This window comes from Micromonospora sp. CA-248089 (assembly GCF_050948515.1).
Classification (GTDB): Bacteria; Actinomycetota; Actinomycetes; order Mycobacteriales; family Micromonosporaceae; genus Micromonospora.
Window position 1 is genome coordinate 427721 of record NZ_CP192016.1, and the last position, 16138, is coordinate 443858.

A 16138-nucleotide genomic window follows, 5' to 3' on the forward strand; every position below is an offset into this window, starting at 1 on the left:
ATCGAGAAGGGACGTACGACATGCGTAAGCTCTTCACCCGCCTGCGGGGTGACGCCGGCATGAACACCGCCGAGTACGCCGTGGGCACCCTCGCCGCGGTCGCCTTCGCCGGGATCCTGCTGAAGGTGCTCACCTCCGGCAACGTGCAGTCCGCGCTGACCGCCGTCATCGACCGGGCCCTGAAGTGATCGGGCGCCGGCGGGCCGGCCGTGGTGGCCGGCGGCTCCACTTGCTCGACGTGCCGACCGATTCCGTCCAGGACACCGTCGGTCGCCGGGCCGGGACGGTGTGGCGCCGGTGGCGCTCGTGGGTCGCGTGCGAGCGGGGTTCGTTCACCGCCGAGCTGGCGGCCGGCCTGCCGGCGCTCATGCTGCTCCTCGTCGCCGGTCTGACCGCGGTGAACGCGGTGGGCGTGCGGGTCTCGTGTGTCGACGCGGCCCGGGAGGCGGCTCTCGCCGCGGCCCGGGGCGAGACCGGCACTGCCGCTGGAAGCCGGTACGCCCCGGAGGGTGCCGAGGTGACCGTGACGGTGACAGGCGATCGGGTCACGGCGACGGTCCGGGCGCCGGTCCGGACGCTCGGTGCGCGGCTGCCTCGCCTGGTCGTGTCGGGGGAGGCGGTGGCCGCCGTGGAACCCGGTGCGCCGGGGCCGGTGCCGTGAGCACCGGCGGTGCCCGGGCTGACCCGTCCTTGCGCCGGCTGATGGCGGAAGGACTGCCGGTCACGATCGAGCCGGACCGATCATGCACCGCAGCAAGCGGGCCCGGAACAACCAGGCGCGGGAAACGGCGGGAGTCCGACCGGGGCGGCGCGACCGTGTGCCTGCTCGCGATCGGGCTGGTGTTCGTGCTGGTCGGGACGTTCGGCGCCGCGCTCGGGGCAGCCCGTTGCGCGCGGCATCAGGCCCGCAACGCGGCGGACTTCGGTGCGCTGGCGGGTGCCGGGCAGGTGCTCGACGGCGCCGATGCCGCCTGCGCTCGCGCCGCCGACCTGGTCACTGCCAACGGCGGCCGGATGACAGGATGCCGGGCCGACGGACTGGACCTGATCGTCACGGCGCGGGTCCGTGTCGCGCCGCTGCCGGGGCTGACCCGGGACGCCACCGCGACGTCCCGGGCCGGCCCCGCCCGGGCCTGACGGGCGGGGTGCCGCGCCTGAACCGAGGGCCCGAGGGCCGCACCGGAACCGAGAGCCGGGCCAGGCCCGGAGCCCGCGCCGAGATCTGAAGCCGAGCCGGGACCGGGAGCGGGGCCGAGTGAGGCCGAGGACCAAGCCCGGCTCGGCGGATGCGGACCGTCGGGCCAGGTCAGCGGGACTGGAGCGCGTCCAGTCCGACCGCCATGGCGATCACCAGACGGCGGTCGATCTGCGGGTGCTGGATCTCCACGGAGTACCGGTCCCGCAGGCCCCACTTCCGGTCGACCGAGAACACCGGCTGGCCGCCGGCCATGAAGTCGAAGTGGTACGGCAGCCAGGACAGCGAGTCGACGAACCGGCGCAGCAGCGCCACCGGCAGGCTGCGCTCCTGCCCGGTGGCAGGCGGCAGACCGGGCTGCTCGACGTGCCACGTCGAGCGCAGCAGCGACTGGGCGAAGTCCTTGCGGAACAGCCCGATGGGGTTACCCGCGTGATCGGTCACGTCGTAGGTGGCGCCGAGGTCGAGCCGCTGACGGGCCTTGAAGCCGAGAAGGGGGTACTGCTTGGAGTCATCGGTGTAGATGGTCACCTGCTCCTTGAAGGCGAGCCGCTTCTGCTGCGCGAACGCGAGCAGCCCGCCTTCGGAGCCGTCGGGTGCCACCGATTGCACCTCGTACTGGTTGACCATCATCCGGAGCCGCTGACGGATGATGAAGCGGTGCTGGGCCTGCAGGTTGTCGGGCGACATGGGATCTCCTTCGAGGGTCGCCGGAGTCTTGCACAGCAGGGCGACCACCGCTCGCCCGGTCGCACCCACCCAGCAGCCGCTGCCGGAGGTGCGTCGAGCGCCGCCCCTGGCGCGGGCCGGCCGACCGCGGCACCGGCACGCCGGGCGGAACGCAAGGGTCAGCGACCGCCGTCGACAGTGGCCTTCATCGCCCAGGTGTTCAGCACCTGATGGATGCCGCGCAGACGCTCGTTGATCTGCTCCAGCCGTTCCGCCTGGGCGAGCGTGGCCATCGCGGTGCCCAGCGCTATCTGCTGGTCGGGGGTGAGGTTTTCCTGATCGATCGTGTAGAGCAGCTCGACGGTCTCGGCGATCGTGTCGGCCACGGCGGCACCTCCGGCGGGACGGGTCTCGGGTCACCTGCGCTACCGGAAATGATGCATGGAAGCGCTCCCATACATCAATGCCCCGACCGCTCCGTGCTCATGCCTTCGTCCCACCAACCAGACACCCCGGCCTATGGAAGGCCGCCCGAGCCAGCTTGATCGACACCAGCTCGGGGAAGTGGCGGGGTTCAACACCCGCCGATACCGCAACCTCCCCGAACTGGCGGACGGGCAGGCCACCCACCCGGCCTGGTCACGCGGATGGGTCACCGGCTGGCTGGGCCGGGCGGGCCACCCGGTCGCCCTGCCGGGGCAACATCTCGCCTCGCCCCGGGCCGACGCCCGCCTCCGGGGCGGTGACCGTGGCGAGGTTGGCCAGCACCACGTCGAGGACCTTCACCGCCTCCGCCTTGGCCAGCGGGTTGTTGCCGTTGCCGCACTTCGGGGACTGGACGCAGGACGGGCACCCGGTCTCGCAGCCGCACTCGGCGATCGCGTCCCGGGTGGCGCGCAGCCAGGCGGCGGCGGTGCCGTACGCCCGCTCGGCGAAACCCGCCCCGCCGGGGTGACCGTCGTAGACGAAGACTGTGGGCGCCTCGGTGTCCGGGTGCAGGGCGGTGGACAGCCCGCCGATGTCCCACCTGTCGCACGTCGCCATCAGCGGCAGCAGGCCGATGGCGGCGTGCTCGGCGGCGTGCAGCGCGCCCGGCACGTCCGGCGCCTCGACACCGGCGGCGGCAAGCGACTCGGGGGAGAGCGTGAACCAGACCGCGACAGTGCGCAGCTCCCGGGCCGGCAGGTCCAGCGGGCGGGTGTCGATCACCTCGCCGGTGGCGATGCGCCGCCGCTGGTACGACACCACCTGGCTGGTCACGTCCACCTCGCCGAGGAACAGCCCGACCGGTCCGGCGTCCACGTACGAGCGGACGGACACCACCGACAGCGAGGTGACGTCGCGGGCGTGGGTGGACCAGTCCGGCTCCTCGGCGTGCACGAGCGCGCACCCGTCGGCCAGGTCGAGCGAGTCGACCACGTACGAGACGCCCTGGTGCAGGTAGACCGCCCCGGTGTGCAGCAGGAAGTGCGCCGACCCGCCGTCGACGGTGCCGAGCAGGCGGCCGGTGGACTCCTCCACCACGCACACCGGTGCGCCGCCCTCGCCGCGCAGGTCGACCTCGGGGCGTTCCCGGTGCCGCCAGTACCAGCCGGTGGGCCGCTGCCGCAGCGCCCCCGCCTCGACCAGCGAGTCCACCGCCTCCTTCGCGCCCTCGCCGAACAGGTCCAGGTCGGCGGGGGTGAGCGGGGACTCGTGGGCGGCGCAGGCGAGCTGCGGCGCGAGCACGTACGGGTTGGCCGGGTCGAGCACCGTCGCCTCGACGGGCCGCCCGAACAACGCCTCCGGGTGGTGCACCAGGTAGGTGTCGAGCGGGTCGTCCCGAGCCACCAGCACGGCGAGCGCCTCGTCGCCGGAGCGCCCGGCCCGCCCGGCCTGCTGCCACAGCGACGCGCGGGTGCCGGGCCAGCCGCAGATCAGCACCGCGTCCAGCCCGACCAGGTCGACGCCGAGTTCGAGCGCGTTGGTGGAGGCGAGCCCGAGCAGGTCGCCGTGCAGCAGCGCCCGTTCCAGCTCGCGGCGCTCCTCGCGCAGGTAGCCGGCCCGGTAGGCGGCCACCCGGTCGCCCAGCCCGGGTACCGCCTCGTCGAGCGCCCGCCGGGCGTTCGCGGCCACCACCTCGGCGCCCCGGCGGGACCGCACGAACGCGAGCGTGCGTACCCCCTCGACGACGCTGTCGGCGAGCAGGTCGGCGGTCTCCCGCAGCGCCGAGCGCCGGACCTGGACGAGGTCGGCGTCGACGGAGGAGTCGGTGGGCGGCAGCAGTGGCGGCTCCCAGAGCGCGAACGTGACGCCGCCACGCGGCGACGTGTCCTCGGTGACGGCGGTGACGGGCAGGCCGGTGAGCCGCCCGGCCGCCGTCGCCGGGTCACCCGAGGTGGCCGATGCCAGGAGGAAGGTCGGGGTGCCGCGCGAGCCTGCGAGCGCCTGACCGGGGGTACGCCCGAAGCGCGCGCACTGCCGCCGCAACCGCCGCAGCACGTGCGCGACGTGTGAGCCGAAGACGCCCCGGTAGGTGTGGCACTCGTCGACCACCACGTACGCGAGGCGGCGCAGGAAGCCGGACCAGTGGGCGTGCCCGGGCAGGATGCCGTGGTGCAGCATGTCCGGGTTGGTCAGCACGAACCGGGAGTGCCGGCGGATCCACTCCCGCTCGGCGCGCGGAGTGTCCCCGTCGTAGGTGGCGGGGCGTACCCCGTCGAGTTCGAGACCGGCGACGGCGCGGAGCTGGTCGGCGGCGAGCGCCTTGGTCGGCGCCAGGTAGAGCACCGTGGCGCGCGGGTCGGCGAGCAGCGTGCTCAGTGCCGGGAGCTGGTACGCCAGGGACTTGCCGGACGCCGTGCCGGTGGCCACGACCACGTGCCGGCCCGCGTACGCCAGCTCGGCGGCCTCGGCCTGGTGCCGCCACGGGGCGACGACGCCGCGCCGCGCGAACGCCGCCCGCAGTTCCTCCGGCGCCCAGCCGGGCCACCCGACCGGCTCACCGGCGCGGGCCGGGACGCGTTCGACGTGGGTGACCGGGTCGGTGGGGTGACGCAGCCGCAGCCGGTGCAGCAGCTCGCCCGGAGCACGCCGCGGGCCGGGGCTGTGGTCGGTCACGTCCTGCACTCTCGCACTGGTGTTCGGAATTGGGAACCGCAGGGTGGGGGTATGGGGAGGGCGTGGCCGGTGACCCGAGAGGGCCGCGCGGGGGGATGGTTAGATGCCCAGGAGAGTTTACCGAGGAGGGACCGATGGAGCTGTCGCTGGCGACCCGCGCCGTGGGGGAGCACACGGTGCTCGAGGTCGGTGGTGAGGTGGATGTCTACACCGCCCCCCGCCTGCGGGAACGGCTCCTGGAGTTGATCGACGGCGGGGCCCGCCACGTGGTGGTCGACCTCGGCCGGGTGGACTTCCTCGACTCGACCGGGCTCGGTGTGCTCGTCGGCGCGCTCAAGCGGCTGCGCACGGCCGGTGGCTCCTTCGCGCTGGTGTGCGACAAGGAGCCGCTGCTCAAGATCTTCCGAATCACCGCCCTGGACCAGGTCTTCCCGCTGCATCCGACGGTCGACGCGGCCATCGCCGCCGACTCCACCGGCGCGTGATGGCGACCGTCAAGCTGTCCTTCTCTCCGGCCCCGGTGCACGTGCGCACCGCCCGCCTGGTCGGCGTCGCGGTGGCCCGGCGGGCCGGCGTACGCGAGGACCTGCTGGACGAGGTGCGCCTGGCCATCGGCGAGGCGTGCACCCGGGCGGTCGCGCTGCACCGGCAGTACGGCCTGGCCGACCCGGTGTACGTGGAGATGTCCGACGGCGGCGGCTACACGGTCCGGGTGGTGGACCGGGCCCCGATCGAGGCGGGCCTCGGCCTGGCCGCGCTCGGCCCGGACGAACTGGCCAAGGAGTCGCTCAGCGAGGACGCGCTCACCACCGGCGTGGGCTTCGCGCTGCTCGCCGGTTTCGTGGAGGACCTCCAGGTCCGCCCGGTGGACGACGGCGTCGGCACCGAGGTGCGGATGTCCTGGCCGGCCGGCCGCGCCTGACCCGAATCGCACACGCAGGCCGCGTTCCCGCAGAGGGGGCGCGGCCTCGTCGTATTGGCCACGCCATATATCAGATTTCCTCACCTAACACAGTTACGAAGATCATCGAGACACGGTGGCCCCTCGGTGTGACCTCCGCCACGCCGGAGGGCTACAGTACCCGGGTTGTCAGCAAGTGATCCCGTCCCGTAGCCAGCGGGAACGGTCCGCCGGGGTGAGTTGGCGCGCGCTTGCGAGTCCGCATTCAGGCGTCGGCCCGTGCGTCTCCACAGGTCGGCGCGAGTTGTTCGGTACAGGAGGACATAGATGTCCGGGACCTTGGCCGCCGACGGCGGCGCACTGTCCCTTACCGGAGCCAACGTGACGTACGTCGTCATCGCCGCGGTCATCGCGCTGGTGGCGCTCGTCTTCGCGGCCGCCCTCACCAGGGCGGTCCTGGCGGCCGGTAAGGGAACCACCAACATGCAGGAGATCTCCGGCGCGGTGCAGGAGGGCGCGTCGGCGTACCTGCTGCGGCAGTTCCGCACGCTGGCGATCTTCGTGGTGATCGCCGTCGTGCTGCTCTTCCTGCTGCCGGTGCACGACACCGACGGCAACGAAACGCTGGTGAAGGTCGGCCGCTCGGCGTTCTTCGTGGTGGGTGCGCTGTTCAGCGCGTTCATCGGCGGCGCCGGCATGTGGCTGGCCACCCGCGCCAACCTGCGGGTGGCGGCGGCCGCGCGGGAGCGAGAAGGCGGCCGTGAGGGCGCCATGAAGATCGCCTTCCGCACCGGCGGCGTGGTCGGCTTCCTCACCGTCGGCCTCGGCCTGTTCGGTGCGGCGCTGGTCGTGCTGATCTTCCGGGGCGACGCCCCGACCGTGCTGGAGGGCTTCGGCTTCGGCGCCGCGCTGCTCGCCATGTTCATGCGGGTCGGCGGCGGCATCTTCACCAAGGCCGCCGACGTCGGCGCCGACCTGGTCGGCAAGGTCGAGCAGGGCATCCCGGAGGACGACCCGCGCAACGCCGCCACCATCGCCGACAACGTGGGCGACAACGTCGGCGACTGCGCCGGCATGGCCGCCGACCTGTTCGAGTCGTACGCGGTCACGCTCGTCGCGGCGCTGATCCTCGGCCGGGCCGCGTTCGGCGAGACCGGTCTGGTCTTCCCGCTGATCATCTCCACCATCGGCGTGCTGGTCGCGATCGTCGGCGTCTTCATCACCCGGCTGCGCGCGAGCGACCGCAACGGCCTGACCGCCATCAACCGGGCCTTCTACCTGTCCGCGCTGATCGCCGCCGTGCTCGTCGCGATCGCCGCCTTCGCGTACCTTCCGGCCACGTTCGCCGAGCTGGAGGGCGGGCTCACCGACGTCGACCGCAACCCGCGGCTGGTGGCCATCGGCGCGGTCGTGATCGGTATCGTGCTGGCCGCCGCGATCCAGGCGCTCACCGGCTACTTCACCGAGACCAACAGGCGCCCGGTGCAGGACATCGGCAAGAGCTCGCAGACCGGCGCGGCCACCGTCATCCTGGCCGGCATCAGCGTCGGCCTGGAGTCGGCCGTCTACTCGGCGCTGCTGATCGCCGCGGGCGTGTTCGGCGCGTTCCTGCTCGGTGGCAGTTCGATCACGCTGTCGCTGTTCGCGGTCGCGCTGGCCGGCACCGGCCTGCTGACCACTGTCGGCGTCATCGTCGCGATGGACACGTTCGGCCCGATCTCGGACAACGCCCAGGGCGTGGCCGAGATGTCCGGCGACATCGACGAGCACGGCGCGCGGACGCTCACCGAGCTGGACGCCGTCGGCAACACCACCAAGGCGATCACCAAGGGCATCGCGATCGCCACGGCGGTGCTGGCCGCCACGGCGCTGTTCGGGTCGTACACCGACACGCTGCGCTCCGCCTACGAGGACGCGGGCGTGGGCGACGTCGGGAGCGAGATCCTCAACTCGCTGAACGTGTCGAACCCGCGCAACCTGGTCGGCCTGATCATCGGCGCCGCGGTGGTCTTCCTCTTCTCCGGCCTGGCCATCAACGCGGTCTCCCGCTCGGCCGGCGCCGTGGTGATGGAGGTACGCCGGCAGTTCCGCGAGATGCCGGGCATCATGGACCGCACCCAGCGGCCCGAGTACGGCAAGGTCGTGGACATCTGCACCCGGGACGCGCAGCGCGAGCTGATGACCCCCGGCCTGCTGGCCATCCTGGCCCCGATCGCTGTCGGCTTCGGCCTCGGCCCGGGCGCGCTGGCCGCGTACCTGGCCGGTGCGATCGGTGCGGGCACGCTGATGGCGGTGTTCCTGGCCAACTCCGGTGGCGCCTGGGACAACGGCAAGAAGCTGGTGGAGGACGGCGCGTACGGCGGCAAGGGCTCCGACGCGCACGCCGCCACGGTCATCGGCGACACCGTCGGCGACCCGTTCAAGGACACCGCCGGCCCGGCGATCAACCCGCTGCTCAAGGTGATGAACCTGGTCTCGCTGCTGATCGCCCCGGCCGTGGTGGCCTGGAGCGTGGGCGACGACAAGAACAACCCGCTGCGCATCACGATCGCCGTGGTCGCCGCGCTGATCATCGCGGCGGCGGTGGTGTTCAGCAAGCGCAAGGGCGTGGCGATGTCCGACTCGGACAGCGACGCCGGCACCCCGGACCAGCGTCCGGAGACGGTGAACGCCTGATCGCACGCGACGGTTCCCGGCCGGCCCCGGCCGGCCGGGAACCCCGGGTCCGGCAAACCTGACCGGTGGCGGTTCCGCCCGGAGGTCGTACGCTGCAACGCATGCGTACGCGCCGGGCGGCAACCGCCGGAAAGCTCACGGTGGTCCTGGCCACGCTGGTCCTCGTGGTCACCGGATGCGGCGGCGGTCCCAACCCCCGGGTCTGGGCCGCGTCGGTGTGCCAGGCGCTCACCCCGTGGCGCGCGGAGATCTCCAAGCTGACCAGCAGCACGCAGCAGCAGATGACCGCGCAGACCACTCCGGCGCAGGCCAAGGAGAACCTGGTCCGGCTCTTCGCCGGCGCCGAACAGGCCAGCGAGACGGCCCGGCGCAAGGTCGAGGAGGCGGGCGTGCCCGAGGCCGAGCGCGGCGCCGAGGTGTCCGCCGGGTTCCTGGGGTCGCTGAGCAAGATGCGTGACGCGTACGGCCGGGCCCGGGACACCGTCGACCGGCTCGACACCGCCCAGGCCGGTCCGTTCTACGACGGCGTGCGCGCCGCCGTGGACACGCTCAACAAGGAGTACGACGCGAGCGCGCTGGACACCAGCAAGCTCAACTCGACCGAGCTGAAAGAGGCCTTCGACGAGGTCCCGGAGTGTCGCTGACCCCTCCCACCCCGAAACCGGCCCGCCAGCCCTCGCTGTTCTCCACCGAGGCGGCCGATCCCGCGCTGGCGGATCTCGCCGGCCTGCTCGCCGGGCCGGGTGAGGTGGGGCGGATGGGCGGCACGGCCCGCATCTCCGTCGTGGTGGACGCCGCCTGGCGGGTGCACGTGCTGGTGGCCGAGCTGGCCGCCCGGGGCGTGCCGGCGAGCTGGGAGCCGACCGAGGACGGGCGACACCGGGTGCGCACCGCGTACACGAGCATGCTGGCGCCGCTCGCGCGGGCCTGGCTGCGCGGCGCGGCGAAGCGGCCTCCGGCCCGCTTCCACCTGGACGGACGTCGGCTGCGGCTCTGGGCGGCGGCGGCCGGCACGGCCGAGCCGGCCGGGTTCCGGCTGCGCCTCGGACCGGCCGACGAGCAGTCCTGGCCGGTGGTCCGCGCCGCCCTGGCGGCGGTGGGCCTGCCGGCCGCGTTCGTGGAACCGGACGAGGGCGGGCCCGCGTTCCGGATCGGCGGGCGGCGCATGTCGCGACTCGCCGAGTTGGTGGGCGAACGGCCGGCCACGGCGCCGGCGACGGAGTGGCCCGGGTCGCACGGCTGACCGTCCGGTGTCCGAACCCGGACACCCGGAGACGACTCCGCCGGGTGTACGCGATCGTCACAGTGACACGCCTGCCGCCCTACCCACGGTGTACCGTGACGCCGTCCGGCAGGGTGCGGCCGGCGGTCGCCGGGAGGGCGGCCCGTTTGCCGCCCACGAAACCCGGAACGCGGACGGCGCGTTACGTTGGACATCCGGACCGCCTGTGGTCCGGGTGGCGCAACACGGCCCGAAGCGGGCATGGCGTAGGAGTGAGGTCGGGGAGAGACGTGCCGAGCAACGCTGGAACCACCCGTCTGGTCATCGTCGAGTCTCCGGCGAAGGCCAAGACGATCTCGGGCTACCTCGGCCCGGGGTACGTCGTGGAGGCCAGCTTCGGCCACGTCCGGGACCTGCCCCGCAACGCCGCCGACGTCCCGGCGAAGTACAAGGGTGAGCCGTGGGCGCGCCTCGGCGTCGACGTCGACAACGGCTTCCACGCGCTCTACGTGGTCTCGCCCGACCGTAAGCAGCAGATCAGCAAGCTGGTGAAGCTGGCCAAGGAGGTCGACGAGATCTTCCTGGCGACGGATGAGGACCGCGAGGGCGAGGCCATCGCCTGGCACCTGGTGGAGACGCTCAAGCCCAAGGTGCCGGTCAAGCGGATGGTCTTCCACGAGATCACCAAGCCGGCCATCCAGGCCGCGGTGGCGAACCCCCGGGAGATCGACCGCGACCTGGTCGACGCCCAGGAGGCGCGGCGCATCCTCGACCGCCTCTACGGGTACGAGGTCTCGCCGGTGCTGTGGAAGAAGGTCATGCCGAAGCTCTCGGCGGGCCGGGTGCAGTCCGTGGCGACGCGGATCGTGGTCGAGCGGGAGCGCCAGCGGATGGCGTTCCGCACCGCCGAATACTGGGACATCCTGGCCACGCTCGCGGTGGCGAAGCCGGGCGAGGGTCCGCGCACGTTCAACGCCACGCTCGTCGCGCTGAACGGCGACCGGATCGCCACCGGCAAGGACTTCGAACCGACCACGGGTCGCGTTCGCGCCGGCGCGGGTGTCGTGCACCTCGACGAGGGCGGGGCCCGAGGGCTCGCCGCCCGACTGGCCGACCAGCCGTTCACGGTCACCCGGGTCGAGGAGAAGCCCTACCGCCGCCGCCCGTACGCGCCGTTCATCACCTCCACGCTCCAGCAGGAGGCGGCCCGCAAGCTGCGGTTCTCGTCGCAGCAGACGATGCGCACCGCGCAGCGCCTGTACGAGAACGGCTACATCACCTACATGCGTACCGACTCGGTGAACCTGTCCGAGACGGCCATCGCAGCCGCCCGCCGGCAGATCGTCGAGCTGTACGGCGAGCGCAGCGTGCCGCCGGAGCCGCGCCGCTACACCGGCAAGGTGAAGAACGCGCAGGAGGCGCACGAGGCGATCCGCCCCGCGGGCGACAACTTCCGCACCCCCGGCGAGGTGGCCAAGGAGCTGTCCGCCGAGGAGTACAAGCTCTACGAGCTGATCTGGCGGCGCACCATCGCCTCGCAGATGACCGATGCGGTCGGCTCCAGCGTGTCGGTGCGCATCCGTGCCGTCTCCTCCGCCCAGGAGGAGGCCGACTTCGGCGCGACCGGCAAGACCATCACCGACCCCGGCTTCCTGCGCGCGTACGTCGAGTCCAGCGACGACGAGAACGCCGAGGCGGAGGACGCCGAGCGGCGGCTGCCCACGCTGGTCAAGGACCAGCCGCTCACCGCCGACGAGCTGGCCGCGCAGGGCCACCACACCCAGCCGCCCGCCCGCTACACCGAGGCGTCGCTGGTCAAGGCGCTGGAGGAGCTGGGCATCGGCCGGCCCTCCACGTACGCGTCGATCATGCAGACGATCCAGGACCGCGGATACGTGGTGAAGCGCGGCCAGGCCATGATCCCGTCGTTCCTGGCGTTCGCGGTGATCGGGCTGATGGAGCGGCACTACCCGCGCCTGATCGACTACGACTTCACGGCCAGCATGGAGAACGAGCTGGACGAGATCGCCGGTGGTGACCATGCCGCCGTCGACTTCCTCACCTCCTTCTACTTCGGCAGCACCAACGGCACCGGCGACCAGGCCATCGCGCACGCCGGTGGGCTGAAGAAGCTGGTGACCGAGAACCTCAGCGAGATCGACGCGCGCAGCGTCAACTCCATCCCGCTGTTCACCGACGACGAGGGCCGCGAGGTCGTCGTCCGGGTCGGCCGGTACGGGCCGTACCTGCAGCGGGCGCTGCCCGGCTCGGTTCCGGGCCCGGGTTCGGGCTCGGCCTCGGCCTCGGGTGAGGGTGAGGGCGAGGAGGGCGGCTCGCAGGGCGACCGGGCGCCGATTCCGGAGGGCCTCGCGCCGGACGAGCTGACCCCGGAGAAGGTGCACGAGCTGTTCCTCGGCGGTGGCGGTGAGCGCAAGCTCGGCGACGACCCGTCGACCGGCGAGCCGATCCTGCTCAAGTCCGGCCGGTTCGGCCCGTACGTGGCCAGCGGCGAGCGCAAGTCCTCGCTGCTGCGCTCGCAGTCCCCGGACAGCCTCACCCTGGAGCAGGCGTTGCAGCTGCTCCGCCTGCCCCGGCTGATCGGCGTGGCCCCGGACGGCACCGAGGTGTTCGCCAACAACGGCCGTTACGGCCCGTACGTCAAGCGCGGTGACGAGTTCCGCTCGCTGGACTCGGAAGACAAGATGTTCACCGTCACGCTGGACGAGGCGCTGGCGTTGCTGGCCGCCCCGAAGACGCGTCAGCGCCGGGCCGCCGCGCCGCCGCTGCGGGAGATGGGCAACGACCCGCTCACCGAGAAGCCGCTGGTGATCAAGGACGGGCGCTTCGGGCCGTACGTCACGGACGGCGAGTTCAACGCGTCGCTGCGGCGCGGGCAGACGCCGGAGGAGCTGACGCTGGAGCAGGCGTCGGAGATGCTGGCCGAGAAGCGCGCGAAGGGCCCGGCGCCGAAGAAGAAGGCCGCTCCGGCGAAGAAGACCACAGCGGCCAAGAAGACGGCGGCGAAGAAGACGACGGCCGCGGCGAAGAAGACCACGGCCGCCAAGGCCACGACGGCTGCCAAGGCCACGGCGGCGAAGAAGGCCCCCGCGAAGAAGGCCGCCCCCAAGAAGGCGACCTCAACCCCGAAGGAGTGACCTTGGTACGGAGCCGCCCCTGGAAGGGCGTGTCCGTACCAAGATCTCAGCCGGGCCAGCCTGCGGATCGCAGGGCGGCTCGTAACTGGGTCACGACTCGGGTGGGGTTGGTGCGGACGGCCCAGGCCGGGAAGCGGAGCACCCGGTCACCGGCGGCCCACATGTCGTTCTGCCGCTGCATGTCCGCCCAGGCGGCCCTCGGATCGAGGTGCTGCCCGCCGTCGATCTCGACGTGCACCCGCCACCGCTCGAACCAGACGTCCAGGTAACGCCGCCGCCCGTTGGCGTCCCGGCGGACGACCTGAAGGGACGGCTCGGGCAGCCCGGCCCGGCGGACGAGGTCGAGGAAGTCGAGTTCGGCGAGGGAGTGGGCGCCGCCCGCCGCGTCCGTGGCGGTCGCCAGGATCAGCCGACGCCGCCGTGCGCGGGGGAGTCGTTCCAGCACCCGGTGTAGGTCGTCACCCCAGACCAGGCGTTGCTGGAATCCTGCGGCGATGACAGCCCGTGCCTCCTCGTCGGTCGCCGCCCACTGTGCCGCGTCGACGAGCGAGCGGGCCGGCATGGTCCGGCGGGGTTGGCCGACGGTGAGTACATCCTCCGGCGGCAGGACTGTGGTGCGGTGGATCCGTACCCCAGGTGGCAGCACCCGGGTCTGGTGCCGAGCCGGCAGCAGCAGATGGATCAGGCGGCTCTCGTAGCGCCTGAGTCCCCAGCACTGTGCCGCGGTCAGCCCGCCCAACGTCGCGGCCGGTCCCGCCGCCAGCACCGCGACCCAGCGTTGCTCCTCCGGGCCGACGGGACCGTCATGGGTGACGTAGACCCGGGGGTGCACCTGCTGCCACCGTCCGCTGGCGACTCGGTGCCGGATCGCCTTCTCGGACAGGAACCGTCGAGCCTGCGCCGCTCCCAGCACCCGTCGCTGACGAAACAGCAACCAGCTCAGCTCGTCCGCGAAATCCCCCGGCATCTCCACACCGGCAACCCCACCCGAACAGCACCCGTCTTGGCTGTCCCTGTGGACAGCCGCCGAGATCTTGGTACGGAAACGCCCTTCCACGGGCGCCCTCGTACCAAGATCCTTAGGAGCCCAGGACCTGGGACAGGTAGGGGTTCTGGAAGATGCGGGACGGGTCCAGGCGGGAGCGGACGGACTGGAAGTCGGCGAATCTCGGGTAGGCGCTCGCCAGGGACTCCGCGTTGCGCCAGTGCAGCTTGCCCCAGTGCGGGCGGCCGCCCATCTCCGTCGCCACCTCCTCGAACGCGCGGAAGTACGGCTCGTACGGCATACCCACGTACTGGTGCACGGCGATATACGCCGAGTCCCGCCCGTACGAGTGGGACAGCCAGATGTCGTCGGCGGCGGTGAACCGCACCTCGACCGGGAACAGCACCTTGAACGGCAGCCGGTCGACGATCCGGCGCAACTCGGCCAGCGCGGTCGGAAGCGCCTCGCGCGGCAGGCCGTACTCCATCTCCACGAAGCGGACCCGGCGCGGCGTGCAGAACACGCGGTCGGAGCGGCCGGTGTAGGTGCGTTCGGTGAGCGCGCGGGCGGAGACGGCGCTGATCGTGGGCACGAGGGCCGGTACGGCGCGGCCGAGGCGGCAGGCGCCGGCGAAGACGGTGTTGGAGAGGAACTCGTCGTCCAGCCAGCCGCGCCAGCCGGGCAGCGGCCGGTCGTCGGCGGGTACCCGGTCGTTGGTCTTGACCTGCACCCGGTCGGTGTAGGGGAACCAGTAGAACTCGGCGTGATCGTGCGCGTCGTAGAGGCCGGGCAGGTCGTCGAGCACCTCGGCGAGCGGGGCCGGGCGTTCGTGCGCGCGCAGCACGAAGGCGTCCACGCAGCGCAGCGTGACCTCGACCAGCACGCCGACCGCGCCGAGCCCGACCCGGGCGGCGTCGAAGACGTCGCGGTTCTCCTCGGCCGAGCAGCGCAGCACCTCGCCGGTGCCGGTGACCAGCGTCAGCCCGGCCACGAAGGTGGACAGGCAGCCCAGTTTCGCCCCGGTGCCGTGGGTGCCTGTGGAGAGCGCACCGGCGATGGTCTGGGCGTCGATGTCGCCCAGGTTCGGCATGGCGAGGCCGTGCCCGGCGAGCAGTTCGTTGAGCGTGTGCAACGTCATCCCGGCCGGTACGGTGACCAGGCGGCGCGCCACATCGACTGTGACGTCCGTCTCCAGCGCGGCGAGGTCGATCCGGTGCCCGTCGGCGACGGCGGTGGCGGTGAAGGAGTGGCCGCTGCCGGTGGCCCGGATGGTCCGGCCCGCCGCGGCGGCCTGGCGAACCGCCTCGACGACGTCGGAGACGCTGTGCGGGCGCACGGTGAGGAGCGCGGTGCTGTGCTGGTTGCCGGCCCAGTTGGACCAGGTGGCGGTGGTACCGGACATGGCTGCCACTCCTCGACATGAATATGAACTGAATTCATATCAGGAACGTTGTGCCTGGTAAATACCGCAATCGAGCCCGGCTCGTTGTACCGGTAGTCACAGACTCGTGACGTGCAGATATGTTCATCCGTCGAAGGGGGGTGGCGCCGAGTGTCCACACCAGCCGCCACGACCGGGCCGCTGCGTCGGGTACCGGTGCAGGGTCGAAGTGTCGCGCGGGTCCAGCGGATGCTGGACGCCTGCGCCGAGCTCGTCGACGAGGTGGGGTACGAAGGGCTGACCACGACCCTGCTCGCCGAGCGCGCCGAGGTGGCGATCGGGTCGGTCTACCAGTTCTTTCCGGACAAACGGGCGATCGTGCAGGCACTGACCCTGCGCACCATGGAGTCCTACCTCCAGCGGCTCGACGAGCGGTTCTCCTCGGACGACCTGACCCACTGGTGGGACGGGGTCGACGCGGCGATCGACGAGTACATCTCGATGCACCGCACCGTGCCCGGCTTCCGTACCTTGCACTTCGGCGACGTGGTCGACCTGCACCTGCTGGACGACCAGCGGGACAACAACGGGGTGATCGCGGAGCAGCTCGCCCGCGTACTCACCGAGCGTTTCGGCCTGGCCGGGGTGCCCGACCTGCGGTTCCACCTGGAGGTCGCGGTGGAGGCCGCCGACGCCCTGATCAAGCTGGCCTTCCGCCGCCGCACCGACGGCGACGAGCGGGTGCTGGCCGAGGCCAAGGCGCTCATCCGGGAGTACCTGCACCGGCAGGTGAACGCCCCCACGGAGGCCGTCCACCAGGGCTGAGCGGCACGCCGAGCGGCGGGTTCCCGAGAG

15 protein-coding genes are annotated in these 16138 nt (G+C 72.2%); 10 read left to right on the top strand and 5 right to left on the bottom strand.

From position 1 onward, the window contains the following. The first annotated feature begins 20 nt into the window (after nucleotides 1-20). From ACQP26_RS02130 to ACQP26_RS02140, 3 genes are all read left to right on the top strand, one after another. Nucleotides 21-188, top strand: coding sequence for a DUF4244 domain-containing protein (locus ACQP26_RS02130; protein ID WP_216931686.1), 168 nt, complete (start codon nucleotides 21-23; stop codon nucleotides 186-188). Between the two features lie 98 nt (nucleotides 189-286). After that, nucleotides 287-661 (top strand): TadE family type IV pilus minor pilin, encoded by a 375-nt coding sequence (locus ACQP26_RS02135; RefSeq protein WP_281579930.1) that lies wholly within the window; start codon nucleotides 287-289, stop codon nucleotides 659-661. A gap of 41 nt (nucleotides 662-702) precedes the next feature. Then, on the top strand, nucleotides 703-1137 hold the full coding sequence (locus ACQP26_RS02140; protein ID WP_433494787.1) for an Rv3654c family TadE-like protein: 435 nt from the start codon (nucleotides 703-705) through the stop codon (nucleotides 1135-1137). Between the two features lie 169 nt (nucleotides 1138-1306). Here ACQP26_RS02140 and ACQP26_RS02145 read toward each other — a convergent pair whose 3' ends face one another. The 3 genes from ACQP26_RS02145 to ACQP26_RS02155 form a co-directional block, all read right to left on the bottom strand. Continuing rightward, on the bottom strand, nucleotides 1307-1885 hold the full coding sequence (locus ACQP26_RS02145) for a hypothetical protein (protein ID WP_433494788.1): 579 nt from the start codon (nucleotides 1883-1885) through the stop codon (nucleotides 1307-1309). Nucleotides 1886-2043: 158 nt separating this feature from the next. Continuing rightward, a complete protein-coding gene (locus ACQP26_RS02150; RefSeq protein WP_269702775.1) occupies nucleotides 2044-2250 on the bottom strand; it encodes a hypothetical protein in 207 nt (68 codons plus the stop codon). 253 nt (nucleotides 2251-2503) lie between these two features. Beyond that, nucleotides 2504-5005: a DEAD/DEAH box helicase gene (locus tag ACQP26_RS02155; protein WP_433496075.1), complete on the bottom strand. Its 2502-nt coding sequence runs from the start codon at nucleotides 5003-5005 to the stop codon at nucleotides 2504-2506. A 92-nt stretch (nucleotides 5006-5097) separates the two neighbouring features. Between ACQP26_RS02155 and ACQP26_RS02160 the strand changes: the two genes are divergently transcribed. The 6 genes from ACQP26_RS02160 to topA all read left to right on the top strand — a co-directional run bounded on the left by ACQP26_RS02160 (nucleotide 5098) and on the right by topA (nucleotide 12917). Continuing rightward, the gene (locus ACQP26_RS02160; RefSeq protein WP_269702772.1) at nucleotides 5098-5448 is read left to right on the top strand and encodes an STAS domain-containing protein; all 351 of its coding nucleotides are present in this window, start codon (nucleotides 5098-5100) and stop codon (nucleotides 5446-5448) included. Beyond that, nucleotides 5448-5885: an ATP-binding protein gene (locus ACQP26_RS02165; RefSeq protein WP_013283650.1), complete on the top strand. Its 438-nt coding sequence runs from the start codon at nucleotides 5448-5450 to the stop codon at nucleotides 5883-5885. Before ACQP26_RS02160 ends, ACQP26_RS02165 begins: the two co-directional genes overlap by 1 nt. 306 nt (nucleotides 5886-6191) lie before the next feature. Continuing rightward, nucleotides 6192-8540, top strand: a complete 2349-nt coding sequence (locus ACQP26_RS02170; protein WP_433494789.1) for a sodium-translocating pyrophosphatase — start codon at nucleotides 6192-6194, stop codon at nucleotides 8538-8540. A gap of 101 nt (nucleotides 8541-8641) precedes the next feature. Continuing rightward, nucleotides 8642-9184: a hypothetical protein gene (locus ACQP26_RS02175; RefSeq protein ID WP_269702769.1), complete on the top strand. Its 543-nt coding sequence runs from the start codon at nucleotides 8642-8644 to the stop codon at nucleotides 9182-9184. Then, the gene (locus ACQP26_RS02180) at nucleotides 9175-9783 is read left to right on the top strand and encodes a hypothetical protein (protein ID WP_281579233.1); all 609 of its coding nucleotides are present in this window, start codon (nucleotides 9175-9177) and stop codon (nucleotides 9781-9783) included. The genes ACQP26_RS02175 and ACQP26_RS02180 overlap by 10 nt, the downstream gene beginning before the upstream one ends. Before the next feature lie 269 nt (nucleotides 9784-10052). Further along, entirely contained in the window at nucleotides 10053-12917 is a 2865-nt protein-coding gene (topA, locus tag ACQP26_RS02185) for a type I DNA topoisomerase (protein ID WP_433494790.1), read from the top strand. Nucleotides 12918-12963: 46 nt separating this feature from the next. Here the strand turns inward: topA and ACQP26_RS02190 are convergent, their stop codons facing one another. After that, nucleotides 12964-13884 carry a DUF559 domain-containing protein gene (locus ACQP26_RS02190; RefSeq protein ID WP_269702764.1) on the bottom strand — a complete coding sequence of 307 codons (921 nt, stop codon included), beginning with the start codon at nucleotides 13882-13884 and terminating at the stop codon, nucleotides 12964-12966. A 112-nt stretch (nucleotides 13885-13996) separates the two neighbouring features. Beyond that, a complete protein-coding gene (locus ACQP26_RS02195) occupies nucleotides 13997-15313 on the bottom strand; it encodes a D-arabinono-1,4-lactone oxidase (protein ID WP_433494791.1) in 1317 nt (438 codons plus the stop codon). Between the two features lie 219 nt (nucleotides 15314-15532). Between ACQP26_RS02195 and ACQP26_RS02200 the strand changes: the two genes are divergently transcribed. Continuing rightward, complete coding sequence (locus ACQP26_RS02200) at nucleotides 15533-16108, top strand: TetR family transcriptional regulator (RefSeq protein WP_269706936.1); 576 nt, start codon at nucleotides 15533-15535, stop codon at nucleotides 16106-16108. Nucleotides 16109-16138: the final 30 nt, after the last annotated feature.

Excerpts from the sequence above, each read along its gene's own strand:
- ACQP26_RS02165 (WP_013283650.1), top strand. The coding sequence starts at position 5,448 with ATGGCGACCGTCAAGCTGTCCTTCTCTCCGGCCCCGGTGCACGTGCGC.
- ACQP26_RS02140 (WP_433494787.1), top strand. The coding sequence starts at position 703 with ATGGCGGAAGGACTGCCGGTCACGATCGAGCCGGACCGATCATGCACC.
- ACQP26_RS02175 (WP_269702769.1), top strand. The coding sequence starts at position 8,642 with ATGCGTACGCGCCGGGCGGCAACCGCCGGAAAGCTCACGGTGGTCCTG.
- ACQP26_RS02170 (WP_433494789.1), top strand. The coding sequence starts at position 6,192 with ATGTCCGGGACCTTGGCCGCCGACGGCGGCGCACTGTCCCTTACCGGA.
- ACQP26_RS02130 (WP_216931686.1), top strand. The coding sequence starts at position 21 with ATGCGTAAGCTCTTCACCCGCCTGCGGGGTGACGCCGGCATGAACACC.
- ACQP26_RS02145 (WP_433494788.1), bottom strand. The coding sequence starts at position 1,885 with ATGTCGCCCGACAACCTGCAGGCCCAGCACCGCTTCATCATCCGTCAG.
- ACQP26_RS02190 (WP_269702764.1), bottom strand. The coding sequence starts at position 13,884 with ATGCCGGGGGATTTCGCGGACGAGCTGAGCTGGTTGCTGTTTCGTCAG.
- ACQP26_RS02160 (WP_269702772.1), top strand. The coding sequence starts at position 5,098 with ATGGAGCTGTCGCTGGCGACCCGCGCCGTGGGGGAGCACACGGTGCTC.
- ACQP26_RS02200 (WP_269706936.1), top strand. The coding sequence starts at position 15,533 with ATGCTGGACGCCTGCGCCGAGCTCGTCGACGAGGTGGGGTACGAAGGG.